This window comes from Sphingobium algorifonticola, from assembly GCF_004005485.1.
GTDB classification, from domain to species: Bacteria; Pseudomonadota; Alphaproteobacteria; order Sphingomonadales; family Sphingomonadaceae; genus Sphingobium; species Sphingobium algorifonticola.
This window is the reverse complement of sequence record NZ_RZUL01000002.1, coordinates 194,827-220,996: the sequence shown is the minus strand read 5'-3', so window position 1 is coordinate 220,996 and position 26,170 is coordinate 194,827. Positions and strand designations below refer to the sequence as shown.

The following is a 26,170-nucleotide window of genomic DNA, read 5'->3' as shown; positions in this document are numbered from 1 at the left end:
CGCCATGCAGACTGCACTTCGTAAAATGGGCAATTCCACGGGAATGATCCTGCCCCAATCGATCCTGAAGGAAATCGGCGCGACCAGTGGCGCGAAAATGGACGTGCAGGTGCAGGACGGCAAGCTCATCATCACGCCCGTGGTCGAGGCCCCCCGTGCAGGCTGGGCCGACTCTGCGGCAGATGTCAGTGCACATCAGGACCGCGAAAGCGAAGCATGGCTGAGTTTCGGCAATGCCGATGATGCTGATCTGACGTGGTAAAACGCGGCGAAGTCTGGCTTGCCGCGCTTGACCCGACGGTCGGCAGCGAAATCCAGAAAACACGCCCGTGCGTGATCGTATCCCCCGATGAAATGAACGATCATCTGCGCACCGCGATCGTCGCACCCATGACCACGGGCAGCCGCCCCGCGACTTTCCGCATTCCTTTGCAGTTCAAAGGAAAAGCAGGATTGATATTACCCGACCAGATGCGGACGCTGGACAAGACGCGACTGGTCAACCGCATGGGCAAGCTCGATGCTACCACACTGGATGCGCTGCTCAATGTGCTTGGTCAGATGTTTTCCCGGTAGTCACGGCTCTTTCAGTGGTTACAGAATGGCACCTCAGAGAATCTTGAAAAGACCGCTTATTCGACCTAATGAAAGGTCATGATACATTCCATCCTTGCCGATTCGGGCGTTAGCATCAGCGACCTGAAAAAGAACCCTTCCGCCGTGATCGAAGCGGCGGGTGGCCTGCCGATCGCCGTGCTCAACCGCAACACGCCCGCCGCCTATCTTGTCCCAGCCAAGGCATGGGAGGCTTTGATGGAGCATCTGGAGGACCTGGAACTGGCGCAAATCGTGCGTGAACGCGCTGGGCAGAAGCGGATCAAGGTGCGCCTTGAAGACCTATGAGCTGGAGTTTCTGGAAACCGCGCTGAAGGAATGGAAGAAGCTGGCGCCGAATATCCGCAATCAGTTTGCCAAGAAACTCGAAGAACGCTTGCGGCAACCCCATGTTACTTCCGCACAGCTGAGCGGCATGGCCGATTGTTACAAGATCAAGTTGCGCGCGGCAGGATACCGGCTGGTCTATCAGATCGAAGATGAAGTTCTGCTGATAGTTGTCATTGCGGTCGGCAAGCGAGAACGTAATGCAGTGTATAAAACGGCTGCTGCGCGGCTCGATTGATGTTCTCCCTTTCCTTGCATGAGAGGAAAGGGAGAGAGATAGGAAGTCATTGGCCAGCTACACGCGAGCTCAATACACCCGCGCCTTCGGCTTGATATATTCCACCTCGTCGCTCAGCGTATAGTCATGCACAGGCCGCGTATCGAGGGTCACGGTGCCGCCCTTGCCGCCCCAGCCGTCGAACCACGAAATCGTGTGCTTCATCCAGTTTTCGTCGTCGCGGTTGGGGAAATCCTCGTGCATGTGCGCGCCGCGGCTTTCCTTGCGGTTCAAGGCGCTCTGGATCGTGCAGCTGGCCTGGCTGATGAGATTGTCCAGTTCCAGCGTCTCGATGAGGTCGGTGTTCCAGATCAGCGACCGGTCGGAGACCTGCACGTCCTCCATGCTCCTGTAGACATTCTGGAGCTTGGTCACGCCTTCGCTCATCAGCGCGTCGTCGCGGAACACGGCGGCGTGCTTCTGCATGGTGCGCTGCATTTCGAGGCGAATCTTCGCCGTCGCTGTGCTGCCCTTCGCATGGCGGAAATGGTCGAGACGGGCGAGCGCCAGGTCGGCGCTGTCCTTCGGCAGGGCCTTGTGCGCACTGCCGGGCTTGATGATGTCGGAGATGCGATGCCCGGTCGCGCGACCAAACACCACAAGGTCGATCAGCGAGTTGGAGCCGAGGCGGTTGGCGCCATGCACCGACACGCAGGCCGCTTCGCCCACGGCGAACAGGCCGGGAACGACGGCATCGGGATTGCAGTCCTTCAGCGTCACGACTTCGCCATGATAGTTACAGGGAATGCCGCCCATGTTGTAATGCACCGTCGGCACCACCGGCAGCGGTTGCCGCGTCAGATCGACATTGGCGAAGACCTTCCCGGTCTCGGTAATGCCCGGCAGGCGTTCGGCCAGGATCTTCGGATCGATATGATCGAGGTGCAGGAAGATATGGTCGGATTCCTTGCCGACGCCGCGCCCTTCGCGGATTTCCAGCGCCATGGAGCGGGACACGACGTCGCGTGAAGCAAGGTCCTTGGCGGAGGGGGCATAGCGTTCCATGAAACGCTCGCCTTCCGAATTGGTCAGATAGCCGCCTTCCCCGCGCGCGCCCTCCGTGATGAGCACGCCCGCGCCGTAGATGCCGGTCGGGTGGAACTGCACGAACTCCATGTCCTGCAAGGGCAGGCCCGCACGCAGCACCATGCCGCCGCCGTCGCCGGTGCAGGTATGCGCCGACGTCGCGGAGAAATAGCAGCGGCCATAGCCGCCCGTCGCCAGCACGACGCTATGCGCCCGGAAACGGTGGATGGAGCCATCCTCCATGCAGATGGCGATGACACCCCGGCACTCGCCATTTTCCATGATGAGGTCGATCGCGAAATATTCGACGTAGAAGTCCGCGTCATACTTCAGGCTCTGCTGATAGAGCGCATGCAGCATGGCATGGCCGGTGCGGTCGGCGGCGGCGGCGGTGCGCTGCACCGGCGGGCCCGCGCCCATATTCTGCATATGGCCGCCGAAGGGCCGCTGATAGATGGTGCCATCCTCGTTCCGGCTGAACGGCACACCGGCATGTTCCAGCTCGTACACGGCGGCCGGTGCCTCGCGCACCATATATTCGATCGCGTCCTGATCGCCCAGCCAGTCCGACCCCTTGACGGTGTCGTACATGTGCCAGGTCCAGTGATCGGGCGAGTTGTTGCCGAGCGAAGCGGCGATGCCGCCCTGCGCCGCGACGGTATGGCTGCGTGTCGGAAACACTTTGGTGATGCAGGCGGTTTTCAGGCCGCTTTCGGCGATGCCCATGGTGGCGCGCAGGCCGGACCCGCCCGCGCCGACGACAACCGCGTCATAGGTATGGTCGATGATCTTGTAGGCTTCAGTGGACATCAGGAAGCTGCTCCGGTGAAGGCTATCTTGGCGATGGCGAAAATGCCGAGCGCGGCGCCGCCGATGGCGTAGAAATTGAGGAGGAGAAGCGTGGCGAACTTCGTGCCGTCCTCGTGCACATAATCCTCGATCACGACCTGCAGGCCGAGGCGCAAATGATAGAAGATGCTGATGAGCATCAAGATCATCGGCACCGCGACCCAGCTCTTGGCGAGCCACGCGGTGACCGCGAGATAATCGAGCGACGGCAGTTGCAGCAGGCTGAAGATCAGCCACAGCACCAGCAAGAGATTGCCGACCGCCGTGATCCGCTGGTTGATCCAGTGATGCGTGCCCGATTTCGCGCTGCCCAGGCCGCGAACGCGACCGATGCCCGTGCCGTTACCCATTACAGCTTCCCTGCAAAAATGCTGAGCCAGATCGCCGCCGTCGTGAACAGTGCCGCGACTGGAATGAGCAGCGACCAGCTCTTGTTGGTTTTCAGCTCATAGCCCGCCCCGACATCCAGCACGAAATGGCGCAGGCCCGAAAACAGATGCTGGAAAAAGGCCCAGGTAATGCCGACCATGACGACATAGCCATACCAGGACGAGGCCTGTTCGAGGAAAAACGCATAATAAGCCGGGCCGGATGCCGCCGCCGTCAGCCACCACACCAGACCCAGCGCGCCCACGATCGCAAGGCTGCTGCCCGTCACGCGATGGAGGATCGACAGGGCCATATGCGGGCCCCATTTCCAGATGCTCAGATGCGGTGAAAGTGGCCTTGCTTGCGGTCGCGCCATGCGGTCTGCACTCCCCTGGAACTGCGTGATTCTGAGCCCCTTTAGCGCGCACCTTGCCACTGTGCAAATGCAGCAGGGGCGCTCGGGCGGAATAATGCCGATCAGTCTGATCGCCATTCTTTTCGCCACAAGCAGCCGGTTTTTGGCGGGCAGGATAAGAGATGGTTAACCAAGCTCTTCTATGACGGAGGCAAGAGCACAAAGGCGTTGCGAGGATGACGAAAGGCACGATTTCCATGACGGTGCAGATAAAGGCCGATGTCACTATGCAGGAACGACTTGGGGAGTTCGACCCGACCGGTATGCTGGCCCGCGATGCCGCGAGCATCCATGCGCTGCTTTCGGATGGTGGCGAGGCAGCATCGCATGTCTTCTTCGCGGCCTATGTCGGCCGCACGCATCTGAAGACCACTTTGTCCACCGATGCGCAGGCGATGCTTCGTCGCGAAATGGCGCACTACATTCATGAGAAATTGTCGAACTTTGGCGGCGAACGCTGGGCCGATTCTGCGCGAGGCTGCGTCCGCGCCGCGCGCAAGCACGGCATTTCGGTGCGCACGGTGCTGGTCGCCATGTCCGAAGCCAATGAAGAGATTCACAAAGCCATCTCGGAGGCGCACAAGGATAATCCCGCCCGCGGCCATGAACTGCACCAGGCGATGATGCGCATGTCGATGGTGGAGGCCGAACTGGTCTGCACCGTGCTGGCACTGGACATCGCGCGCGAGGAAGAAGAGCAGCGGCGCATGAATGCCGCGCTGTTCGAACAGCGGATCGTCGCGGAAATCGACGGCGCCTCGCGGCTGGGCGACGGCCTGCGCGAACAGGCGAAGGATGCATCCGCCGCAACCCGCGGCATGCTGGGCAAAGCGTCCGAAGTCGCCGCCGCCGCCGAACAGTCCGCGCTTGCGATGCGGGAGGCGGCCCAGACTTCCGCCGGGCTGATCCGCGCGATAGAGGATGCCCGCGCCGAAGTGGAAGGGGCCGCCGAAGTTGCACAGCGCGCTTATGCGCAGGCAGGCGACGCCGTCAGCATGTCGGCCACCTTGTCCGAACATGCGCAGTCAATCGAATCCATCCTGGGCCTGATCCGCGACATCGCCGGGCAGACGAACCTGCTGGCGCTCAATGCCACAATCGAGGCGGCACGGGCAGGCGATGCGGGGCGCGGTTTCGCCGTTGTCGCGCAGGAAGTGAAAAGCCTCGCCAACCAGACCGCGCGCGCGACCGACGACATCGCCACCAAGATCGGCGCGATCCAGGCATCGACGCGCCAGTCGGTGGAAACCAACCAGCGCATCCGCGAAACCGTCGACGAAGTGCAGGTTTCGGCTGACCGTATTCGCAGCGCCATGGACGCGCAGGCGCAGACCGTCACGATGATTACCGCCGCCGTCGATGAAACGGCGCTGGCGGCCGATTCCATGTCGGCGACCATTTCCGCAATCCGGCAGGATACCGAAGTCGTCGCGTCGGAAATCGACCAGCTCGAACGCGGCTTCATGAGCGTGGAAGGCAAGCTCGCCTCGCTGCGAGATGCATCCGCAGAGTTCGGCCGCAAGGTCGCCTGAGCGGCTTTACTGAAGCTGCTCCACCTCAACGCTTTCCCTCGCGCGCCGGGTCCGCTACCCGGCTGTCATGACGTGCAACATCCTTCTGACCGGCGCGCGCCGGGGCATCGGCGCGGCCTGCGCACAGATGCTCTCCCGCATCCCCGATATCCGCCTGTTCGCCGCCGACAGCCGTGACGCCGATCTCGCCACGCCGGGCGGTGCCGACAGGCTGTGGGACAAAGCCTCTGCCGCGCTCGACGGGCGCATCGACATCCTCATCAACAATGCGGGGATATTCGAGGCGATACCGCTCGACGCCGATGACGCCGACTGGCTTTCGGGGTGGCAGCGGACGATGACTATCAACCTGGAGGCGGCCGCTTTGCTCTGCCGCAAGGCCGTACTGCACTGGCAGGCGCGCGGATCGGGCGGGCGGATCATCAATGTCGCCAGCCGTGCGGCGCATCGCGGCGACAGCCCCGCGCACTGGCATTATGCCGCATCGAAAGGCGGCATGGTGGCGATGACCAAGACGATCGCCCGCGCCTATGCCGCGCAGGGCATCTATGCCTTCGCCGTCTGCCCCGGCTTCACGATGACGGGCATGGCGCAGGATTATCTGGCCAGTCGCGGGGGCGACGCGCTGCTGGCGGACATTCCGCTCGGCAAGGTTGCCGATCCCGACGAGATCGCCGCCATCGTGACGTTTCTCGCCACCGCCGCGCCGCCATCGATGACCGGCGCGATCCTTGACGCGAACGGTGCCAGCTATGTCCGATAGCCCGCGCGATAGCTGGAAGCTCAGCCTGCCGTGCACCCGCGCGGAGGCGGAGGCGCTGGAAGGCGATATCGCCGCCTTCGCCCTGCTCGACAGCCCACCGGTGCTGATGACCAGCGAAGCCAGTTCGGACGATGGCGACGCATGGCAACTCGACGCCTATTTCGAGGGGCGTCCCAATGCCGCGCTCGTCCGCCTGGTGCAGACGCTCGTCCCCAGCGCGCGAGGACGCAAGCCGGTGCTGGAAAAGCTGCCGCAGGCAGACTGGGTGACAATGAGCCAGCAGGGACTGGAGCCGGTCACCGCCGGGCGTTTCTTCGTGCGCAACAGCAATGCCGACGCCGTACCGTCGGGATACAAGGATTTCCTGATCGGCGCGGGGCTGGCCTTCGGCACCGGCCAGCATGAAACCACGGCCGGTTGCCTGGCGATGCTCGACCGGACCCGGCGGCTGGGCCACCGCTTCGGCAATATCGCCGACATCGGGACCGGCACTGGGCTGCTGGCCTTCGCCGCGCTGCACCTGTGGCCGCGCGCCTATGGCACCGCATCGGACATCGATCCGGTGTCGGTCGAGGTAACGGCGGACAATGCCGACAAGAACGGCGTCCCGCTTGGTATAGCGCCCGGACGGCTGGCATTGTTCACGGCGGCGGGCGTCGATCATCCGGGCATCGTGACCCGCGGGCCTTATGATCTGGTGATCGCCAATATTCTTGCGGGACCGCTGATCGAGCTGGCACCGTCGTTGTCGGGCGTGCTGGAGGAGGGCGGGACGCTGATCCTCGCCGGCTTGCTCGATACGCAGGCCGCGCGCGTGCTCGCTGCCTATCGCGCGCAGGGCCTGCGGCTGGCCGATCGGATCGACAATGGCGCATGGCCGACGCTACGCCTGCGCAAACGCCCCGCCATCGGCTGGCACCGCCCACGCCGCTGGCCGCACGGGCGCAACGGCGAAGCGCCGGGCTATGGAAGCTGGTAGGGAATAGGCTGATCCCAGCCAGATAGTGCCCGGCGCTCGCCAAGGTCCAGGGCCACGAAGGATAACCCGTGATACCCTGGACCCCGGCTTTCGCCGGGGAACAGCATTTGGTCTATCACGCTAAGGCCTCAGAAGCCCCTTCGTACCGTGACGAAGAACTGCTGCGGCGCGCCGATCAGTAGCGTCTGGTTGTCGCCGCTGTTGCCGAAGCCGTTCGAACCGATGGTCGATACATAGTCATTGTCGAACAGGTTGGTCGCCGATGCCTCAATCGCAAAGCCGGTCAGGAAGCCGTTGCCTTCGGGCACTTTCACCCCGATCGTCGCATCCACCAGCACCCGGCCGCCTACCGACTGATCGTTGGTATAAGTATAGTAACGCTTCGACATGTAATTCGCACCGATCCGCCCGAAGACAATGTCACCGCTGTAGGCCAGTTCACCCGACGCAATGTGTTTGGGGCTGTCCACCACGGTCTTGCCCCGGATTGCGGCCGAGACACCGGGCACATTGTTGCGATAGGTCGAGTCGTTGTAGGCATAGGATGCGGTTGCGCTGAACCCGCTGCCGATGCTGTAGGTCCCGGAGACTTCCGCACCCTGCGACCGCACCTTGCCGACATTCTGCAGGATCACAGGATTGCCGACGATGCCCGCCCCGGTGGTGATGCCCAGCAAGCGGTTGTTGAAATCGACGAAATAGGCCGCAACCGAACCCTGGAAAGCACCGGCGCGCAGGCGGCCTCCGATTTCATAGGTCTTGGATGTTTCCGGCTTCAGACGGCTGGTCGTCGACAGTGCATCGAACCCTGCCTGTGTCGTGGCGAACGGACCAGATGTCGCGGAAGACACGAAAGCGCGCATGTTTTGGGTATAGTTGGCGAACAGTTCGGCCGTATCGCCCAGCTTGTAGAGCGCACCGACCTGCGGCAGGAACCAGTCCTTCGATTCGATCGTGCCCGCGGCCAGCGTCGCCCGTACGCGCGGGCTGGAACGGTTGATGACGCGCACGCCCTTCCAGCCACCGGACAAGGTGAGCTGTCCCAGCTCCAGCGTATCCATCACGTAATATTGCGCCGTTTCGGTCGTGAACTCGAAATCCCATTGGGTGAAGAACGGGTTTTCCTGGAACTTCAGGCTGTTGCGTGACGATCCGGCCTGCGTGTTGTCCAGCGCATAGAAACGGCGGGCCTGACGGAAGTCGTTGCCTTCATACCAGCCGCCGATTTCCAGCCGGTTCATATCCGTTTCCCACGTGATGCTGCCGATCGCGCCCATGCGATCGATGCCATATTCGGTGGTGCGCACGGAAATCGGCGCGCCGGTCGGGCTGGCGACATAGGGCGTCCACCAGAGGCCCTGCCCCTTGTTGTTATGGTAATAGCCTTGCAGCTTGGCACGGACATTGTCCGTAATCGGCGTTTCGAACGTCACACCGCCCAGCCAGTCGCGGCGGACACCGGCGGCGTCGTAATAAGCGTCGTCGAGCGTCTGCACCGGCGCGGGGAACGTCAGGCCGAAGGTCGGATAGGGCAGCGTCGCGGTCGCGGAACCGGCCCGTGCGGCCTGATTGGCGGCGACGGCCGCAACGCGATAGGCGGTCTGCCAGTCGGGTGCGAAATTGTCCCAGCGGTTGCCGAGGCGGCGGATCATTTCGGCCGACATATCCTGATAATCATTTTCGGCACGGTCCGAATAGTTGAGGAAGGCGCTGATCTTGCCGTCGCCGACATCGGCCACAACCTTCGCGTTCACCTGATGCTGGCGCTGCTCGCCATCGCCGCGCCACTTGCCTGCGTTGAGATAGGCATAGCTCAGATAGCCGCGCACACCGCCCAAGTCGCCGCTGTCGAGACGCGTGAAGATGCGATAGGTGTCGTCGCTGCCATAGGTGCCCGATGCCACAATGTCCGTGTCATTCGACGGATCGCGCGAGGCAAAGACGAGCGTACCGCCCAGGTTGCTGGTGGAGGCCGTAGCGAGATTGCCCGCGCCCTGGCTGACGGTCACGGTGCCGAGATTTTCGGAAATGATCGCGCGGCTGATGTGCAGGCCGTTGTGGTTGCCATAGCTCATGTCGCCGAGCGGCACGCCGTCGAGCGTGAAGCCCAACTGATTCTGGTTGAAGCCTCGCAGCGAAATGCGCGTCGACCATTCATAGGCACCGAAAGCGTCGGCGGACTGGAAATTGACGCCGGGCAGCTTGGCAATGGCTTTCAGCGGCGATGTGCCGGGGGTCAGCAACGCAATATCGCTGTCGCTGACGGTTTGTACCTGTCGGGTTTCGCCGAAACCGTAGACGACGATATCGTCGCCGACATTCTCCGCGTCTACAGCCGCATCGGCGGCGGCGGGTGCCATGTCCTGCGCGGCGGCAAGGGATGGGGCCAGGGAAAGGGTGGCAGCGGACGCCAGCAAGGCAACGGCGGAATGACGCATCTTGAATTACTCCCCACAAAACGACGTTCGGTCGCGACGGCGCTGTGCGCGCGCGACATGACGTTCCGGTGGAGAAACGATGACGGTCGAATGACGAATAAAAGGCTTTGTGTGACGATGCCGCAATGCAACAATCGCAGCGTCCTTGCCGTGCGGTGCCCCGCGCTATAGCGTCGGGTTATGCGTCGGCTTGCCCATCCTGTTGTCCGTCGGATGGCGGCGGCGCTGGCCGGATTGTTGATCGGATTGCTGATCGGCCCGCTTCTCTTCGCCCTTGCCGTCGTCGGCGGCAGCCTCATGCCCGCCAATGCGGATGCCGTGCCGCCCGACCGGGGCGTCACCATCTATGTCAACACCAATGGCGTACATACCGGCATCGTCATGCCGACCGTCCACCCCCTGCACGACTGGCGCGGACGGGCACCTGCGGCCGATCTGCCCGATCCGCGCCGCGCCGGGCCGTGGGTGCTGATCGGATGGGGCGACCGGGATTTCTTTCTGAACACGCCGACCTGGGCGGAGGTTGATCCACGGGTCGTGCTGCGCGCCGCGCTGGGCAATGACGACACGCTGATGCACGTCGACCATCTGCAACGACTATGGCGCGGGCCGGACCTGCGCCCGGTGGTGCTCAGCGCCGACCAGTATCGCGCCCTCGCCCGTGCCATCGAGGCGGATTTTGCGGGGGGCACGGCGATTCCCGGTTATGGCCCCGGCGATGTGTTCTATCCCGCGCACGGACGCTACAGCGCGATCCGCACCTGCAACGCATGGACCGGCGACCGCTTGCGGGCCGTCGGGATAAGGATCGGCTATTGGACACCGCTGAGCTGGAGCGTAATGCGCTGGTTCTGAGGATAATCCTCCAGTAGATCCAAAACACTCTCCGTTCGGTTCGAGCTTGTCGAGAACCCTGCCCGACGTTCTCGACAAGCTCGAACCGAACGGAGAGTGGAAAAGAGAGGCTGAGGGAGGATCACCCGCCCCGCACGATTTCCGCCCACTGCGCCTCGTCGATCACCGCAATGCCCAGCTCGGCGGCTTTCTTCAGCTTCGATCCCGCACCCGGCCCCGCGACGATAAGGTCGGTTTTCGCACTGACCGATCCCGCCGCTTTCGCGCCCAGTGCCTCCGCCTGCGCCTTGGCTTCGTCGCGGCTCATCGTCTCCAGCTTGCCGGTGAACACGATCGTCTTGCCGGTCACGCTGCTGGCGCGTGTCTCGACGACATAAGGCGGCGGTGAGACTTCGGACAGCAGATCGTCCCACACTGCGACATTATGCGCCTCGTGGAAGAAGTCACCCAGCGCCTCCACCACCGCCGGGCCGACGCCGTCGATCGCGGTAAGGTCCGCCAAGGCCGCCGCATCCCCCGCCCGCGCGCGCTCCGTCGCCAGGCGCAGGGCAGGCAAATTGCCGAATGCCTTCATCAGATCGCGCGCCGTCACTGCGCCAATATGCCGGATGCCGAGCGCGAAGAGCAGCCGCGCGGCATCGGGCTGCCGCCGCGCCTCGATCGCGGCAATCAGATTGTCGACCGACTTTTCCTTCCACCCTTCCATGCCCAGCAAGTCCGCGCGATGCGCTTTCAGCCGGAAAATGTCGGCGGGGCTTTCCAGCCAGCCCAGGTCGAAAAACGCCCGGATCGTCTTTTCCCCCAGCCCGTCGATGTCGAGCGCGACGCGCGACACGAAATGCCGCAGCCGCTCGATCCGCTGGGCCGGGCAGATGAGGCCGCCGGTGCAGCGGACGTCGACTTCGCCGTCGGCCGCCACGGCTTCGGACCCGCAGGCCGGACAATGATCGGGAAAGACATAGGGATCGCGCGGCTCCTCCCGTGTCAGATTCTCCACCACCTGCGGAATCACGTCACCCGCGCGCTGCACGACCACCCGGTCGCCGGGGCGGACACCCAGCCGCGCGATTTCGTCGCGATTGTGCAGCGTGACATTGGAAACGACGACGCCACCGACCGTTACCGGCGTCAGCCGCCCGACCGGCGTCAGCTTGCCCGTGCGCCCCACCTGAATATCGATGGCGATCAGGTCCGTCTGCGCGCGCTCGGCGGGAAACTTGTGCGCGATCGCCCAGCGCGGGGCCTTGGCGACGAAGCCCAGCCGGTCCTGCCAGTCGAGCCGATCGACTTTATAGACCACCCCGTCGATGTCATAGGGCAGGTCCGCCCGCAGCGCCTCGATGCCGCGATAATGGACGAGCAGCGCCGCCACATCCTCGAATCGCCTGAGATGTGCCGACAGCGGGAAACCCCAGCGGCCGATCGCCTGCATCACGCCCACCTGGGTGTCGGCGGGTAGCGCGGAGTACGCACCCCAGCCGTGGGCCAGAAAGCGCAAGGGCCGAGACGCAGTGACGCTGGCGTCCTTCTGCCGCAGCGATCCGGCGGCGGCATTGCGCGGATTGGCGAACTGGCGGACGGTTTCGGGATCGAACACTTCGCCCTTCGCTTCGGCAGCGGCCTGCGCCTGGTCCATCAGCCGGGCGTTAAGGGCCACGAAATCCGCTTTCGCCATATAGACTTCACCGCGTACTTCGAAAATGTCCGGCGCGTCGTCGGGCAAGGTCTGAGGAATGTCCGCGATGTGGCGGACATTGGCGGTCACATCCTCGCCCACTTGCCCGTCCCCACGCGTCGCCGCCTGTTTGAGCGTGCGGTTCTCGTAACGGATGGAGAGCGACAGCCCGTCGATCTTGTCCTCCGCCGTCATGGCTACCGGCGCATCGGGATCGAGCGCCAGATAGCGCCGCACGCGCGCGACGAACTCGGTCACCTCGCCATCGTCAAAGGCATTGTCGAGGCTCATCATCCGCTTTTCATGCGCGACCTTGGCCAGCGGCGACGCTTCCACCGACGCGCCGACCTGGCGGTTGGGGCTGTCCGCGCGGATCAAATGCGGGAATGCCGCCTCCAGCGCATTATTCTCCCGCACCAGCGCATCATAGTCCGCGTCGCTGATCTCCGGCGCATCCTCGGCATGATAGCGCGCATTGTGATGCGCAATCAGCTTCGCCAGCCGCATCAGGCGATTGGCGGCTTCGGGTTCGGTCATGTCGGATATCGACGGCATCACACCCTCTCCAGCAGCCGCCCGGCCTGCGCGCGTGCCTCTACGGTAATTTCCGCGCCCGACAGCATCCGGGCGATTTCCTCCCGCCGTTCCGCGTCGTCCAGCGGGCGGACGCCGGTGCGGGTGACGGTGCCTTCGCTGGATTTGGCGATCAGCATATGGCTCGCCCCGCGCGCGGCGACTTGCGGGCTGTGGGTGACGACCAGAAGCTGGCTCCCCTGCGACAGACGTGCGAGGCGATCGCCAATCGCGCTGGCGACTGCGCCGCCGACGCCCCGGTCGATTTCGTCGAAGATCATCGTGTCCGCGCCGCCTTCCTGCGCCAGCGCGACTTTCAGCGCGAGGATGAAGCGGGAGAGTTCGCCGCCGGACGCAATTTTCACCAGCGGGGCGAAAGGCGCGCCGGGGTTTGTGGAGATCTCGAACTCCACACGGTCCGCGCCTTGCGGACCCCATTGCGCTTCGTCGAGCGGGGCGATCGCGGTGCGGAAACGGGCGGCATCCAGCTTGAGCGGCGCAAGCTCCGCAGCGACGGCGGCATCAAGGCGCGCGGCGGCAGCGATGCGCTGTGCCGTCAGCGTCTGCGCAGCCTGCGCATAGGCTGCGGCCTTTACCGCCAGGTCAGCCTCCAGCGCGGCAAGCCCTTCCTCGCCTGCGTCGATCATCTGGAGGCGGGCAGTCATCTCCGCCTGCAACGCGGCCAGATCGTCCGGCTGCACCTGATGCTTGCGGGCCAGCGCGCGCAGATCGAACAGGCGGGTTTCCATGCCATCGAGGCGGGCGGGATCGAAGGTCAGCGCCTCGTGCGCACGGGCAAGATGCTCCTCCGCCTCGCTTGCCTCGATGACGGCGCGGTCGAGGGCGGCAAGCGCCTCGGCCAGCAGCGGGTGATCCTCCGCGATCCGATCCAGCCGCCGCGCAGCCTGCCGCAACTGGGCAAGGCCGCCTTCGGAGCCATCGAGGAACGTCGTGACGGCGGCGAGATCATCGGTCAGCCGCGCGCCTTTCTGCATGGTCGCGCGTTCCCCCGCGAGGTGCGCCTCTTCCCCAGGTTCGGGCGCGAAGGCGGCAAGCTCCGCCACAGCATGGTCCAGATAGTCGCGGTCGCGCGCCGCACTGGCGACGGTCTCCCGCGCCTCTGCCAGTGCCGCTTCCGCCGCGCGCCATGCCGCATGCGCGAGGGCGACCGCAGCGGTATCGCACCGTCCGAAGGCGTCGAGCAGCGCACGATGGCCGCGCGGGTTCAGCAGGCCGCGATCATCATGCTGCCCGTGAATCTCGACCAGCATTGCCCCCACTTCGCGCAACAGCGCGGCAGAACATGGCTGATCGTTGATGAACGCGCGGCTGCCGCCATCGGCTTTCAGGGTGCGGCGGATAAGCAGCGGTTCGCCCTGTTCCAGCGCCAGATCATTGTCGATCAGCAGCGTGCGAACGGGATGCCCGGCTGGGGGTTCATCGAACGTCGCCGTAACGCTCGCCTGCGCCTCCCCCTGCCGAACGAGGCCGGTGTCCGCCCGCGCGCCCAGCGCCAGCCCCAGCGAATCGAGCAGGATCGATTTGCCCGCGCCCGTTTCCCCCGTCAGCACACCGAGACCCGGACCAAAGGACAGATCCAGCGCCGCGATCAGCACGACATTGCGGATGGAAAGATGCGTCAGCATGCGCCGTCATTACCCCTTCTGACACAAAAGGGGAACATGCCCCGTATCACGCCTTGGGCGGATGCGCCTCGATGAGCTTGTACGATCGCTCATACCATTTCGAACCGGGATAGTTGGCGCCGAGTACGGCCGCTGCCTTCTTCGCTTCCTCGGGCAGGCCGAGCGAAAGATAGCTCTCGACGAGGCGCTCGAGCGCCTCCGGCGCGTGGGTCGTGGTCTGATAGCGATCGATGACGGTACGGAAGCGCAAGGTGGCCGCAAGCCATTGGCCGCGCCGCTGATAGAAACGCCCCAGTTCCATTTCCTTGCCGGCCAGATGGTCGTTGACCAGATCGACCTTCAGCCGCGCGTCGGCGGCATAGCGGCTGCCGGGATAGCGGCGAATAAGCTCGCCCAGCGAATCCAGCGCCTGCTGCGTGATCTTCTGGTCGCGGGTCACATCGGCGATCTGTTCGTAATAGCACAGGGAAATGAGATAATAGGCGTAAGGCGCATCCTTGTTACCCGGATGGATCGACAGGAAACGCTGTGCGCCCTGAATCGCCTCGTTATAATCGCTGTTCATGTAGTAGCTGAATGCCGCCATCAACTGCGCCCGGCGCGCCCAGGGCGAATAGGGATGCTGCCGTTCCACTTCGTCGAACAGCGCGGCAGCCAACTTGAATTGGCCGCGATCAAGCCGGTACTTGCCCGCATTGTAGAGCGTGGACACATCGCGCGCGACATAGAGCGTATCGGCCTTGTTCTTGCTGGTGGAACAGGCGCCGAGTGTGGCAACGGCGGCGATCGCCAGCGCGAACTTTATCGAATATCTGTACATAGGCGATGGGTCATAGCCCAGCCGCACCCCCGCGCCAAGCGAGAGATTGCCGATCGCGATGCGGACCGGCGCGGCCCCGTCACGCCGCGGCGGGAATGGCAAGATGCGCGCGGACACCGCCGGTTTCCGCATTGCTGAGGCGAAACGTGCCGCCCAGCTGCTGTGCCAGCGTTGCGGCGATGCGCAGGCCCAGGCTTCCGCTGTTTTCCAGCGCAAAGCCATCCGGCAGGCCGCACCCATCGTCGACAATGTCGAGCGTAAGCCCTTCATCCCCGGTGATGGTGATGCGGATGCACCCGCCCCTGTCATCGGCGAAGGCATGTTCCAGCGCGTTGGCAATCGCCTCCGCCATGATCAGCGCGAAGGGAATGGCCGAGTCCGGGTCCATCGCAACATCCGGCGCGATCGCCATCTCGATACGGACATCATTGCGGCCGTTGGCTTCCAATATGTCGCTGGCGAGCGTTTCCACGAAGGAATGCACCGAAAGGCGCTGCCCGGTGGGGTCGTAGAGGGCACGGCTGATCTTGCCGATCAGCGACAGGCGATGCGACGCTTCGTCGAGCGCCTTGCGCGCGCCGGGATGGTCGATGTTGCGCCGTTGCAGCGCCATGAGCGCGGCCGCGACCTGCAGATTGTTGGACACGCGATGCTGCAATTCGCGAAACAACATCTCCCGATGTTCCGCCAGCGCGGCACCGCGCGCGCGCTCTTCGGCCAGCTTGGTATTGGCAAGCTGCATCCAGTGGATGAGGGCGATATCGATCACGACGACCAGCAGGTAGAATATGAACGAAACTGCGATATTTCCGTTGAACTTGAACACGCCGGCCGGGGGAATGAAGAAATACCATGCCATCAGCCAGCAGAGCACCCCGGCGAGCACCGCCGCGCTGCGCCCGAACAGGAAGGCGGCAATGACGACTGCCGGAAAGAAGCTGACATAAGGATAGCCGCTGGCCAGCACCGGGTCTGCGACCAGACGCAGGGCGAGCGCGATGAGGCACAATCCCGCTGTCGCCAGATAGGCGAGCGCGGGATGTACCCCGGCGAGCGGCAACCGCTCAATAAAACGCGCATTCATCCGTCGCATGTGCCTCTCTGGGGCTTTGGCCCAAGCCCTTGCAGGCGAGCTTTCCCATAACAGGTCGTTACGCCCGCGCACTAACCTCGATCAAGCAAACAGTGTGGCGGGAGCTGTTTCCGCGCCGAAATGAAAAGGCCGCCCGAATCCCGGGCGGCCTTTTGCATGCGTGTCGTCGATTCGCCCCCAAGGGCGAATCGCGCCATGGTCAGTCCTGCGTCAGAAAATCAGGCAGGCCGCCGGGTTCGCCGTCGTCCTTGGCCGATCCGCCATCCGCACGGGGACCACGATCGCCCCGGCCACCACCGTCACGGCCACCGCGGTCGCGCCGATTGCGGTCGCCGCCTTCGCGACGGGGACCACGATCGCCGCGATCACCCCGATCACCGCGGTCGCTGCGCGGTTCACGCGCCGGCCGGGTGTCTTCCAGCTCGGCGCCGGTTTCCTGATCGACGACGCGCATCGACAGGCGCACCTTGCCGCGTGGATCGATTTCCAGAACCTTGACCTTGACTTCCTGCCCTTCCTTCAGGACGTCGGACACCTTCTCCACGCGTTCGGCGCGGATTTCGGACACATGGACAAGACCGTCCTTGCCGCCCATGAAGTTCACGAACGCACCGAAATCGACCATGTTGACGACCTTGCCGTCATAGATCTTACCGACTTCCGCTTCCTGGGTGATGCCCAGGATCCACTTGCGCGCCGCTTCGATCTGGTTAACGTCGGACGAGCTGATCTTGATGAGACCTTCGTCGTCGATATCGACCTTCGCGCCGGTTTCCGCGACGATTTCACGGATCACCTTGCCGCCTGTGCCGATGACTTCGCGGATCTTCGACTTGTCGATCTGCAAGGTCTCGATACGCGGCGCATGTGCGGACAGTTCGGTCCGGGTGCTGTCGAGCGCCTTGGCCATTTCGCCCAGGATGTGCGCGCGGCCTTCCTTCGCCTGGTCCAGCGCCTTGCGCATGATCTCTTCGGTGATGCCGGCGATCTTGATGTCCATCTGCATCGTGGTGATGCCTGCAGAAGTGCCGGCGACCTTGAAGTCCATGTCACCCAGATGATCTTCATCGCCCAATATGTCGGACAGGACGGCGAAGTCCTTGCCTTCCAGAATCAGACCCATGGCGATGCCGGAGACGGGGCGCTTGAGCGGCACGCCCGCATCCATCATCGACAGCGAGCCGCCGCACACCGTCGCCATCGACGACGAACCGTTCGACTCGGTGATGTCGGAGAGGACGCGGATCGTGTAGGGGAACTCGTCCTTGCTGGGCAGCACGGGGTGCAGCGCGCGCCATGCGAGCTTGCCATGCCCCACTTCCCGACGACCCGGCGCGCCGAAGCGGCCCACTTCACCAACCGAATAGGGCGGGAAGTTGTAGTGCAGCATGAAGTTTTCGTAGGACAGACCCGTCAGGCCGTCGATCATCTGCTCGCTGTCTTTTGTGCCCAGCGTGGTAGTGCAGATCGACTGGGTTTCACCGCGCGTGAACAGCGCCGACCCGTGCGTGCGCGGCAGGAAGCCGACCATCGCCTCGATCGGACGGATCTGCGTGGTGGTGCGCCCGTCGATACGGGTGCCATCCTTCAGGATAGCGCCACGCACGATTTCCGCTTCCAGCTTCTTCATCAGCTTCTGCGCGGCCATCTGGTCCTGCGGCGTCGCATCGGCAAATGCGGCCTTGGCCTTGGCCCGCGCTTCGTTCAGCGCACCGGAGCGGGCCGACTTGTCAGTGATCTTGTAGGCAGCGGCAATATCCGCGCCGATCAGATCGCGCAGCTTCTGCTTCGCGGCCGACAGGTCCGCCTGTGCCGCCATTTCCCAAGGATCCTTGGCAGCCTTTTCCGCCAGCTTGATGATCGCTTCGACGACTTTCTTGCAGGCGTCATGCGCAAAACCGACCGCGCCGAGCATGACGTCTTCCGAAAGCTCCTTCGCTTCGGATTCGACCATCATGACCGCGTCATGCGTGGCGGCAACGACCAGATCCAGTTCGCCCGCCTTCACGTCGTCCATCGACGGGTTGAGGCTGTATTCGCCATCCTTGTAGCCGACGCGCGCCGCGCCGATCGGCCCCATGAAAGGCACACCCGAAATGGTGAGCGCCGCCGACGCCGCGATCATCGCAACGATGTCAGGCTCGCTTTCGCCATCGAACGAGAGCACTTGCGCGATCACGTTGATTTCGTTGTAGAAGCCTTCCGGGAACAGCGGACGGACGGGGCGGTCGATGAGGCGGGAAACCAGCGTTTCCTTCTCCGTCGCGCCGCGTTCCCGCTTGAAGAAGCCGCCCGGAATGCGTCCGGCGGCCGAAAACTTTTCCTGATAGTGCACGGTGAGCGGGAAGAAATCCTGCCCTTCCTTCACCGATTTGGCGGCGGTCACGGCGCACAGCACCACGGTTTCGCCATAGGTGGCCAGCACCGCGCCGTCAGCCTGACGCGCAATACGACCCGTTTCGAGCGTGAGGGTCTTTCCGCCCAGCTCGATTTCCACTTTCTTTACGTCGAACATATGTCATTTCCTTCGCCCGCGATGCCCTATTGCATGGCGGGGCCTGTTTGCGCGCACATCCCGCGCGCAGCGGTGTGGGGCGTTTTTCCTGCCCCGTAGCCGCTTCACCTTATTGCGAAGCGGCCTGATGTTCCATTCGTCCTCCGGCGAAAGCCGCAGTCCAGGGCGGAACATGATGCCCTAAAGTCTTGACCCCCGCCTGCGCGGGGATGACCCCAAACGTAAACGGCCCGCCGAAGCGGGCCGAACGAGTGGGTTACTTGCGCAGCCCAAGCTTTCCGATCAGGTCGGTATAGCGGGCCTGATCCTTCTTCTTGAGATAGTCCAGCAGGCTGCGACGCTTGTTCACCAGCATCAGCAAGCCACGACGGCTGTGATTATCCTTGTGGTGCGACTTGAAATGTTCGGTCAGGTTCGTGATCCGCTCGGTCAGGATCGATACCTGGACTTCGGGGGAACCCGTGTCGCCTTCGGCGCGGGCATATTCCTTGATGAGCGCTTCCTTGCGCTCGGCCGTGATCGTCATGCGTCTTCTTCCTTCGACATCAGGTTAAAACCGCGAACCACCCTGACGATATCGTCTACCGCCTCAACCAGCGCGACGGGAATTGTCCCGCGCTGCGCAAGATAAAGGCCGGGGGATGCGGCTATCCCGGTCAGCGTTCGGCCCTGTTGCAGGGCAGCAGCCTGATCGGGGGTGACAGCCAGAGCCGGGATGTCGTCCAGCCCCGCTGTCAACGGCAGCAACAGCTGCGCGATGGAGCGGGCCTTAGCAGCCTGCCCCAGTTTGTCCAGCGAAATCGCGGTATCCGCCCGGAACGGCCCCGCTTTCGTGCGGCGCAGATAAGTGACATGGCCCACGGTGCCAAGCGCATGGGCAATGTCGCGGGCGAGGCTGCGGATATAGGTGCCCTTGGAGACATGCGCGGTGAGCGTGATTTCCTCCAAGGGCGTGTCATCCCCCACCCCTCCCCTGAAGGGGAGGGGCTTCTTGCTCCCCTCCCCTTCAGGGGAGGGGTGGGGGGTGGGGGATGGTACAAGCCCATAAACCGTCACTGCCCGCCGTTTCATCTCGACCGCCTCACCCGCGCGCGCGCGATCATAGGCGCGCTGCCCGTCGATCAGGATAGCGGAATAGGCTGGCGGCACCTGTTCGATCGGTCCGGTGAACCGAGGCAATATCGCTTCCACCTCGGCCAGCGTCGGTCGCACGTCGCTGTGCGCAATGGCCGCACCTTCCATGTCGAGCGTATCAGTCTCGACGCCGAAGCCGACGGTGAAATCATAGATCTTGTCGCTGTCGAGCATCCGTCCGGCGAGCTTGGTCGCCTCGCCCAGCGCGATCGGCAGAACCCCCTGCGCCAGCGGATCGAGCGTGCCGCCATGGCCGACCTTGGTCTTCGGTTCGCCCGCTTCCCGCAACGCACGTTTGACGGCGGATACCGCCTGCGTCGATCCCAGACCCCGCGGCTTGTCGAGAATCAGCCAGCCGTGGAGCATGACGCCGCCCATTCCTCGCGCAGGATCGACAGCATAACGGTATCGCGGATATGCCCCGTCCAGGTGCGGCGATGCCGCCGCAACACACCCTCGCGCACCGCGCCCAGCTTTTCGACCGCGCGCAGCGACCGTCCGTTGCGCGCATCGATGCGAAACTCGACGCGCTGCACGCCGCTGGCAAAGGCGCGATCGAGCAGCAGCGGCTTGATGCGCCCGTTCAGACCCGTGCCGCGTGCCGACGGCGTCATATAGGTGCCGCCGATCTCCGCAACGCCACTGACCGGTTCGACGTTCAGATAGCCCGAAATGCCGACGAGGGCGCGATCCACCCGGATCGCGAAAGGATAGCGGCCCGGATTGCCGACAATGGCTTCGAACCCGGCGTCGAAGTCGACACCCGCGAGCCGGATCGGATAGATATCCCACACGGGATCATCGACCGGGCAGATGGCCCGCAAGGCTTCGCGGTCCGCCTCTACCAGCTGGGTCATCGCAATGTCCGCGGCCGTGATCGGCGCGATCAACGCGTCCACGTCGATCATGCCGCGCCATCCCGCAGGCGCGCCATGAAATGCCGACGACACAGCGCGATATAACTGTCGTTGCCGCCGATCTGCGTCTGCGCCCCGTCCTGGACTGCCCGGCCGTCAGCATCAACCCGCAGGTTCATCGTCGCCTTGCGCCCGCATGCGCAGACCGCCTTGATCTCATTGAGCGAGTCGGCAAGGCCCAGGAGATGCGCGCTCCCTTCGAACAGAGCGCCGCGGAAATCGGTGCGCAGCCCATAGCAGAGCACCGGAATGCCGCCTTCGTCGCAGATGCGGGCGAGTTGATGCACCTGGTCAGCCGTCAGGAACTGCGCCTCGTCCACCAGCACGCACGCAATGGGCGCGCGTTCATGGTCCGCCAGGATCGCTTCGCGCATGTCGATGTCCGGATCAAAGACGTGGGCATCCGCCTCCAGTCCGATCCGCGAGGTGATCTGGCCCGTGCCATAGCGATCGTCCAGCGCAGCGGTCCACAGCATCGTCGCCATGCCCCGCTCCCGATAGTTGAAGCTGGACTGAAGCAGGGTCGTCGACTTCCCGGCATTCATCGAGGAATAATAGAAATAGAGCTTGGCCATTCTAGGGTGTTCAGGCCGTCAATGTTTCAACGCGTAGCGGCGGATCATCTCCGGCATACTTCTTGATCTTTTTGTCAAATGTAACAAAGCGTGATGCACCCTTCGCCTCGCACAGATGCATCATGTCAGCAAAATCGGCACCGTTTTCGTAACGCGTCAGCACCCAATCCATTCCAGCGGGTGCATCGACGAGTTGCGACATGTCGAGCAGATTCCGAAATGCCTTGGCTATCGATGCCTTCGACCACCCATAGCTGGCATGCAATACCCACTCGGTTTCCAGCAAGACCGTAGCCGATAGCGTAAACTCCAGGCGTAGTATCTCTGTCGCTATCGCTGCTTGGGCTGGATCGTCACGTGTAAGAGCGCGGAGAATAACATTCGTGTCCACAGCCGTAATCATATGTCAGATGAGCGATCGCGGTTCCGAAACATCTCATCAATGCTCGCATTCATATCCTCTATCGACACAGGCGGTCCCTGATGTTGGTAAATGCTGCGAATATCCGCCATTATTTCATCAAAGGATCGACCACTTTTTTTGGACCGATGCGGTCGCAAAAAGAATCCATCCGACATCTCGATCACGTCGAGAACACTGCCCGCATCGATACCGTAGCGATCCCGCGTTTCCTTCGGGATCACAACCTGGCCTTTACCTGACACTTTGGTCTGCGCATTCATGCAGGTAAGATGCGTCTTACCTGTATGAATGTCAACGCATTATCCAAATCCAAGCGTGAAACGTCGATACAAGTGCCATTGCCCTTTTCTTCGATAGAAGGACATGTATCCACTACTGCCGCAGACAGGACCGCAATCGAAATTGAACTTGACGATTGCATTAGGACCATAGAATTTCGGCTCGTGAAGGCGAATAATGGTGCGACACGTCTCTCTTCGCCCAAAACTTTGACCACGCAGCAACCACTGGGTTGATATCGCCCGACCGCTGCCTGCCAAGATGGGATGTATGCACCATAATAACCCTCGTTCCTGGGGCCTGGCAGCAAATATGTTCAGCGTCTGCTGAATCAATAATTTCCTGTCTTCCTCATGTCGCTTTGATGCGGCAATGCCGATGACAAGGGCCATAATGGTGGTCGCAACAATAACCACGATAGCAAGCATCATATGCTGCTGAAATACCTGATTTCTATTCCTCATCCTTCGCGAGATCCTGAACGACTTTGGGTGCGCGCAGAAGCGTATCGATGCGGCTGCCTTCGTCGAAGCTCTCATCGGCCAGAAACTTGATCTTCGCGGCATATTTGAGCTTCGTGCGGCGCGCCACTTCGCGCTGGAGATAGGCGGTGTTGGTGCGCAATGCCTTCAGCACGGCCTCCTCTTCCTTGCCGAGCAGCGGCTTGATGAACGCGGTGGCGTGACGCAGGTCCGGCGACATGCGCACTTCGGTGACGCTGACGACATGCTTCGCCAGCACATCGTCATGCACGTCGCCCCGCGCCAGTATCTCCGAGAGAATGTGACGCACCTGCTCACCCACGCGCAGGACGCGGACGGACGGGCCTTCGGTTGGGGTGTTCGCGGCCATATATCAATTCAAAGGCAGGATATCGTCGGTCGATACATCCAGCACCTCCGCCAATGCCCGCCAAAGCGAAGGCTTGCCTTGCGCCTTTCCGTTTTCAATCGTCGACAACATCGACTTCCGGGCACCTGTCCGTTCAGCCAGTTGTTCCAATGTCATGCCCCGGTGCTTCCGCCAGACGCGCAGCGCACTTTCGCCGTTCATGATGCGATCCAGCACCTCCGCCGGCAGATATTCTTCTCCGGCAGTACGGCGCTGTTCGGCCATTTCCGCAGCAATCACGTCATGCTTGTCTTCGGCAATATCAACAAGGCGCTGATAGTCCTCGATCGGCAACATCGCCAATTTCTGGCCGGAAACTTCGACAATCTGAACTGTCATGGGTTTACCTCATAAGCCGAGCCGCGCGGCGCGATATCGTCGATCCAGAGAATATCGCCTTCGATCCGAAACAGGATACGCCAGTCCTGTATGCGCAGTCGATACTCCGGACGCCCCTGCAACTTCTTGACATTGGCACTGAGCGACAGGGGATCGTTGGCCAGTTCATCGATTTTCTGACGAATCAGCAACCGCTTGTTGGAACGAAGCAATGCGCGCCCGGCTGTTTTAGAAAAGCGGACATCCATTTGAATATCTTATTTCCAAACAGCCGGACCGTCAATAAAGTTTCGTTTTTGCAAACATTCCTGTCACAACGTCCGTGCGCGTTCCTCGACTTCGAACAGTTCGAGCGTATCGCCCGGCTTGATGTCGTTGGTCTCGCTCAGCACCGCGCCGCACTCCATCCCTGCGCGCACTTCGGACACATCGTCCTTGAAGCGGCGGAGCGAGGCGATCGTCGTCTTGGAGACGATGACATCCTCGCGCGTGAGGCGCGCACTGAGGCCCTTGCGGATGATGCCGTCGAGCACGAGCAGACCAGCGGCCTTGTCCTTCTTGCCAGCCGGGAACACCTGAAGCACCTCGGCACGGCCGACGATGGTTTCGATGCGTTCGGGCGCAAGCTGGCCCGCCATTTCGTTCTTCACTTCCTCTATGAGGTCGTAGATCACGTCATAATAGCGCAGCGACACCTTGTCGCGTTCGGCCAGTGCCCGTGCCTTCGCATTGGGGCGCACGTTGAACCCGATCAGCGGCGCGCGGCTGGCGGCCGCCAGCGTCACATCGCTTTCGGTGATCGCGCCGACGCCGCTGTGGAGCACGCGCACCTTGATCTCGTCGGTCGACGCGCGCGTGAGCGCCGTGACGATCGCTTCGACCGATCCCTGCACATCGCCCTTCACCACCACCGGATATTCGATGACGGTCGTGTTGAGCGCCGAGAACATATGTTCAAAGCTGGTCGGTGCCGATGTCGTGCGCTTGCGCGTCTTCTGTTCGGCGCGATAGGCCGCAACTTCGCGGGCGCGCGCCTCGTTCTCGACGACGGAAAGCTGATCGCCCGCCATCGGCACGCCCGACAGACCAAGCACCTCGACCGGTGTCGAGGGACCGGCGACTTTGACATTCTGGCCCTTGTCGTTGACCATCGCGCGCACCTTGCCGCTTTCCGCGCCGACGACGAACGTATCGCCGACCTTGAGCGTACCCTTGCGCACCAGCACGGTGGCCACCGGACCGCGGCCCTTGTCGAGCTTTGCCTCGATGACATTGCCTTCGGCGGGCCGATCGGGATTGGCCCCCAGCTCAAGCAGTTCGGCCTGGAGCAATACCTTTTCGATCAGTTCGTCAAGACCCGTGCGCTTGAGCGCAGAGACCTGAACATCCTGCACGTCGCCGCCCATGTCCTCGACCACCACTTCCTCGCTCAGCAGGCGCTCACGCACCTTCTGGGCATTGGCTTCGGGCTTGTCGATCTTGTTGATCGCCACGATCATCGGCACGCCGGCCGCCTTGGTGTGATTGATCGCCTCGATCGTCTGCGGCATCAGCCCGTCGTCGGCGGCCACCACCAGAATGACGATGTCGGTCACGTTCGCGCCACGCGCGCGCATCTCGCTGAACGCCTCATGGCCCGGCGTGTCCAGGAACGTAATGACATCGCCGTTTTTGGTCTTCACCTGATAGGCGCCGATGTGCTGCGTGATGCCACCGCTTTCGCCGGACACGACATTGGTGCCGCGCAAGGCGTCGAGCAGCGACGTCTTGCCATGATCGACATGGCCCATGATCGTGACTACCGGTGCACGGCTCTTCAGCGTCTCGGGCGCATCGTCGTCGCCCTCGATGCCCAGTTCCACGTCGGAATCGGATACGCGCTGGATGCGGTGACCGAACTCCTCGACCAGCAGCTCGGCCGTATCCTGATCGATCACTTCGTTGATCGTCACCGGCGTGCCCATCTTGAACAGCGCCTTCACCAGATCCGCGCCCTTTTCGGCCATGCGGTTGGCAAGTTCCTGAATGGTGATGCTTTCGGGCACCACGACGTCGCGGCTCTGCTTTTCACGCACCTGCTGGCGGCCACCGCCATGCGCGCGGCGTTCCTTTTCGCGCGCGCGCTTCAGCGCGGCGAGGCTGCGCGCACGGGCGCTGTCGTCATCGGCCAGAGCCTTCGTCACGGTCAGCTTGCCGGACTGACGGCGATCGTCGACACCGCGCTTCGCCCGGTCGGGCTTCGCCGGTTCTGGCCGCTTGGCCGGGGTCACCGGGGTAAAGCGGCGCGGCGGTGGCGGCGCGGCAACGGCGTTCGCATCACCGGGCGCGGCTTCCGTGGCGGGGGCGGGCGCGCTGTCTTCGGTCGCTTCGACGGCGGGCGGGGGCGCCGCCTGTGCCACGGCGGGCGTATCAGCCTGCGTCGGTGCATCGGCAGGCTGTTCGGCCTTGCGCTTTTCTTCCTCGATCGCCGCCAGACGCGCGGCTTCCTCGCGACGCCGCGCATCTTCCTGCGCCTGCATCCGCGCCTCTTCGGCCTCGCGCAGCAGCTTGGCCTGCAATTCCTGGCGGGACATCAGGCTGTTGCCGGGATTAGGGCGCGGCGGCGGCGCGGCAGGGGCCGGGCGCGGCGCCTGCGCGACGGGTGCAGGCGCGACTTCGGGTTCGGGTGTTGCGACCGGCGCTTCACCCGGCTTGCCAATGAGGCGGCGCCGCTTCACTTCGACGACGACCGTATTCTTGCGGCCGTGGCTGAAACTCTGCTGCACCTGGCCGGACTCGACCGTGCGCTTGATACCAAGCGGCTTGCGGCCCAGAGTCGGCTTGTCTTCCTTGCTGTCACTCATT

At 63.1% G+C, this 26,170-nt stretch carries 28 protein-coding genes; 8 read left to right on the top strand and 20 right to left on the bottom strand.

Translation table 11 applies throughout. The features are described from left to right. Window positions 1-4 precede the first annotated feature (4 nt). The 4 genes from ENE74_RS06135 to ENE74_RS06120 all read left to right on the top strand — a co-directional run bounded on the left by ENE74_RS06135 (window position 5) and on the right by ENE74_RS06120 (window position 1,180). Complete coding sequence (locus ENE74_RS06135) at window positions 5-262, top strand: AbrB/MazE/SpoVT family DNA-binding domain-containing protein (RefSeq protein ID WP_127689905.1); 258 nt, start codon at window positions 5-7, stop codon at window positions 260-262. Then, a complete protein-coding gene (locus ENE74_RS06130; protein ID WP_127689903.1) occupies window positions 256-576 on the top strand; it encodes a type II toxin-antitoxin system PemK/MazF family toxin in 321 nt (106 codons plus the stop codon). Before ENE74_RS06135 ends, ENE74_RS06130 begins: the two co-directional genes overlap by 7 nt. A 78-nt stretch (window positions 577-654) precedes the next feature. Further along, complete coding sequence (locus ENE74_RS06125) at window positions 655-903, top strand: type II toxin-antitoxin system Phd/YefM family antitoxin (protein ID WP_206517656.1); 249 nt, start codon at window positions 655-657, stop codon at window positions 901-903. Next, the gene (locus ENE74_RS06120) at window positions 890-1,180 is read left to right on the top strand and encodes a type II toxin-antitoxin system RelE family toxin (RefSeq protein ID WP_127689901.1); all 291 of its coding nucleotides are present in this window, start codon (window positions 890-892) and stop codon (window positions 1,178-1,180) included. Before ENE74_RS06125 ends, ENE74_RS06120 begins: the two co-directional genes overlap by 14 nt. Window positions 1,181-1,249: 69 nt before the next feature. On the opposite strand, the gene sdhA is transcribed toward ENE74_RS06120, so the two are convergent. From sdhA to sdhC, 3 genes are read right to left on the bottom strand one after another with little or no spacing between them, the layout of a single operon-like run. After that, window positions 1,250-3,055 carry a succinate dehydrogenase flavoprotein subunit gene (sdhA, locus tag ENE74_RS06115; protein WP_127689899.1) on the bottom strand — a complete coding sequence of 602 codons (1,806 nt, stop codon included), beginning with the start codon at window positions 3,053-3,055 and terminating at the stop codon, window positions 1,250-1,252. Then, on the bottom strand, window positions 3,055-3,444 hold the full coding sequence (gene sdhD, locus ENE74_RS06110; protein WP_127689897.1) for a succinate dehydrogenase, hydrophobic membrane anchor protein: 390 nt from the start codon (window positions 3,442-3,444) through the stop codon (window positions 3,055-3,057). Before sdhD ends, sdhA begins: the two co-directional genes overlap by 1 nt. Then, window positions 3,444-3,839, bottom strand: a complete 396-nt coding sequence (gene sdhC, locus ENE74_RS06105; protein WP_127689895.1) for a succinate dehydrogenase, cytochrome b556 subunit — start codon at window positions 3,837-3,839, stop codon at window positions 3,444-3,446. Before sdhC ends, sdhD begins: the two co-directional genes overlap by 1 nt. Window positions 3,840-4,075: 236 nt before the next feature. Here sdhC and ENE74_RS06100 point away from each other — a divergent pair, with 236 nt between their 5' ends. The 3 genes from ENE74_RS06100 (at window position 4,076) to ENE74_RS06090 (ending at window position 7,152) form a co-directional block, all read left to right on the top strand. Further along, window positions 4,076-5,410 carry a methyl-accepting chemotaxis protein gene (locus ENE74_RS06100; RefSeq protein WP_127690562.1) on the top strand — a complete coding sequence of 445 codons (1,335 nt, stop codon included), beginning with the start codon at window positions 4,076-4,078 and terminating at the stop codon, window positions 5,408-5,410. A gap of 67 nt (window positions 5,411-5,477) precedes the next feature. Further along, complete coding sequence (locus ENE74_RS06095; RefSeq protein WP_127689893.1) at window positions 5,478-6,173, top strand: SDR family NAD(P)-dependent oxidoreductase; 696 nt, start codon at window positions 5,478-5,480, stop codon at window positions 6,171-6,173. Next, window positions 6,163-7,152: a 50S ribosomal protein L11 methyltransferase gene (locus ENE74_RS06090; RefSeq protein WP_127689891.1), complete on the top strand. Its 990-nt coding sequence runs from the start codon at window positions 6,163-6,165 to the stop codon at window positions 7,150-7,152. Before ENE74_RS06095 ends, ENE74_RS06090 begins: the two co-directional genes overlap by 11 nt. 128 nt (window positions 7,153-7,280) lie before the next feature. Here the strand turns inward: ENE74_RS06090 and ENE74_RS06085 are convergent, their stop codons facing one another. Further along, complete coding sequence (locus ENE74_RS06085; protein WP_127689889.1) at window positions 7,281-9,590, bottom strand: TonB-dependent receptor; 2,310 nt, start codon at window positions 9,588-9,590, stop codon at window positions 7,281-7,283. 180 nt (window positions 9,591-9,770) lie between these two features. On the opposite strand from ENE74_RS06085, the gene ENE74_RS06080 reads away from it, so the two are divergent. Beyond that, on the top strand, window positions 9,771-10,445 hold the full coding sequence (locus tag ENE74_RS06080; protein ID WP_241241855.1) for a TIGR02117 family protein: 675 nt from the start codon (window positions 9,771-9,773) through the stop codon (window positions 10,443-10,445). Between the two features lie 121 nt (window positions 10,446-10,566). Here ENE74_RS06080 and ligA read toward each other — a convergent pair whose 3' ends face one another. From ligA to infB, 16 genes are all read right to left on the bottom strand, one after another. Next, window positions 10,567-12,675, bottom strand: coding sequence for an NAD-dependent DNA ligase LigA (gene ligA, locus ENE74_RS06075; protein ID WP_127689887.1), 2,109 nt, complete (start codon window positions 12,673-12,675; stop codon window positions 10,567-10,569). Next, window positions 12,675-14,339 (bottom strand): DNA repair protein RecN, encoded by a 1,665-nt coding sequence (recN, locus tag ENE74_RS06070; protein WP_127689885.1) that lies wholly within the window; start codon window positions 14,337-14,339, stop codon window positions 12,675-12,677. The genes ligA and recN overlap by 1 nt, the downstream gene beginning before the upstream one ends. A 46-nt stretch (window positions 14,340-14,385) precedes the next feature. Beyond that, on the bottom strand, window positions 14,386-15,159 hold the full coding sequence (locus tag ENE74_RS06065; protein WP_127690560.1) for an outer membrane protein assembly factor BamD: 774 nt from the start codon (window positions 15,157-15,159) through the stop codon (window positions 14,386-14,388). 79 nt (window positions 15,160-15,238) lie between these two features. Beyond that, window positions 15,239-16,243 carry a sensor histidine kinase gene (locus ENE74_RS06060; RefSeq protein WP_338142981.1) on the bottom strand — a complete coding sequence of 335 codons (1,005 nt, stop codon included), beginning with the start codon at window positions 16,241-16,243 and terminating at the stop codon, window positions 15,239-15,241. A gap of 208 nt (window positions 16,244-16,451) precedes the next feature. Then, window positions 16,452-18,767: a polyribonucleotide nucleotidyltransferase gene (gene pnp / locus ENE74_RS06055; protein WP_127689881.1), complete on the bottom strand. Its 2,316-nt coding sequence runs from the start codon at window positions 18,765-18,767 to the stop codon at window positions 16,452-16,454. A 256-nt stretch (window positions 18,768-19,023) separates the two neighbouring features. Continuing rightward, window positions 19,024-19,293, bottom strand: a complete 270-nt coding sequence (gene rpsO / locus ENE74_RS06050; protein ID WP_127689879.1) for a 30S ribosomal protein S15 — start codon at window positions 19,291-19,293, stop codon at window positions 19,024-19,026. Next, a complete protein-coding gene (gene truB, locus ENE74_RS06045) occupies window positions 19,290-20,267 on the bottom strand; it encodes a tRNA pseudouridine(55) synthase TruB (protein ID WP_420902564.1) in 978 nt (325 codons plus the stop codon). The genes rpsO and truB overlap by 4 nt, the downstream gene beginning before the upstream one ends. After that, a complete protein-coding gene (locus ENE74_RS06040) occupies window positions 20,249-20,809 on the bottom strand; it encodes a GNAT family N-acetyltransferase (RefSeq protein ID WP_206517655.1) in 561 nt (186 codons plus the stop codon). Before ENE74_RS06040 ends, truB begins: the two co-directional genes overlap by 19 nt. Beyond that, window positions 20,806-21,393: a thymidine kinase gene (locus ENE74_RS06035; RefSeq protein ID WP_127689875.1), complete on the bottom strand. Its 588-nt coding sequence runs from the start codon at window positions 21,391-21,393 to the stop codon at window positions 20,806-20,808. Before ENE74_RS06035 ends, ENE74_RS06040 begins: the two co-directional genes overlap by 4 nt. 10 nt (window positions 21,394-21,403) lie before the next feature. Continuing rightward, window positions 21,404-21,796: a type II toxin-antitoxin system VapC family toxin gene (locus ENE74_RS06030; protein ID WP_127689873.1), complete on the bottom strand. Its 393-nt coding sequence runs from the start codon at window positions 21,794-21,796 to the stop codon at window positions 21,404-21,406. After that, entirely contained in the window at window positions 21,793-22,077 is a 285-nt protein-coding gene (locus ENE74_RS06025; RefSeq protein WP_127689871.1) for an AbrB/MazE/SpoVT family DNA-binding domain-containing protein, read from the bottom strand. Before ENE74_RS06025 ends, ENE74_RS06030 begins: the two co-directional genes overlap by 4 nt. 39 nt (window positions 22,078-22,116) lie before the next feature. Continuing rightward, on the bottom strand, window positions 22,117-22,527 hold the full coding sequence (locus ENE74_RS06020; RefSeq protein WP_127689869.1) for a hypothetical protein: 411 nt from the start codon (window positions 22,525-22,527) through the stop codon (window positions 22,117-22,119). Between the two features lie 22 nt (window positions 22,528-22,549). Then, complete coding sequence (gene rbfA / locus ENE74_RS06015; protein ID WP_127689867.1) at window positions 22,550-22,948, bottom strand: 30S ribosome-binding factor RbfA; 399 nt, start codon at window positions 22,946-22,948, stop codon at window positions 22,550-22,552. Between the two features lie 3 nt (window positions 22,949-22,951). Beyond that, on the bottom strand, window positions 22,952-23,284 hold the full coding sequence (locus ENE74_RS06010; RefSeq protein ID WP_241241913.1) for a helix-turn-helix domain-containing protein: 333 nt from the start codon (window positions 23,282-23,284) through the stop codon (window positions 22,952-22,954). 38 nt (window positions 23,285-23,322) lie between these two features. Beyond that, window positions 23,323-23,574 carry a type II toxin-antitoxin system RelE family toxin gene (locus ENE74_RS06005; RefSeq protein ID WP_127689863.1) on the bottom strand — a complete coding sequence of 84 codons (252 nt, stop codon included), beginning with the start codon at window positions 23,572-23,574 and terminating at the stop codon, window positions 23,323-23,325. 63 nt (window positions 23,575-23,637) lie between these two features. Then, entirely contained in the window at window positions 23,638-26,169 is a 2,532-nt protein-coding gene (gene infB / locus ENE74_RS06000) for a translation initiation factor IF-2 (RefSeq protein WP_127689861.1), read from the bottom strand. Window position 26,170: the final 1 nt, after the last annotated feature.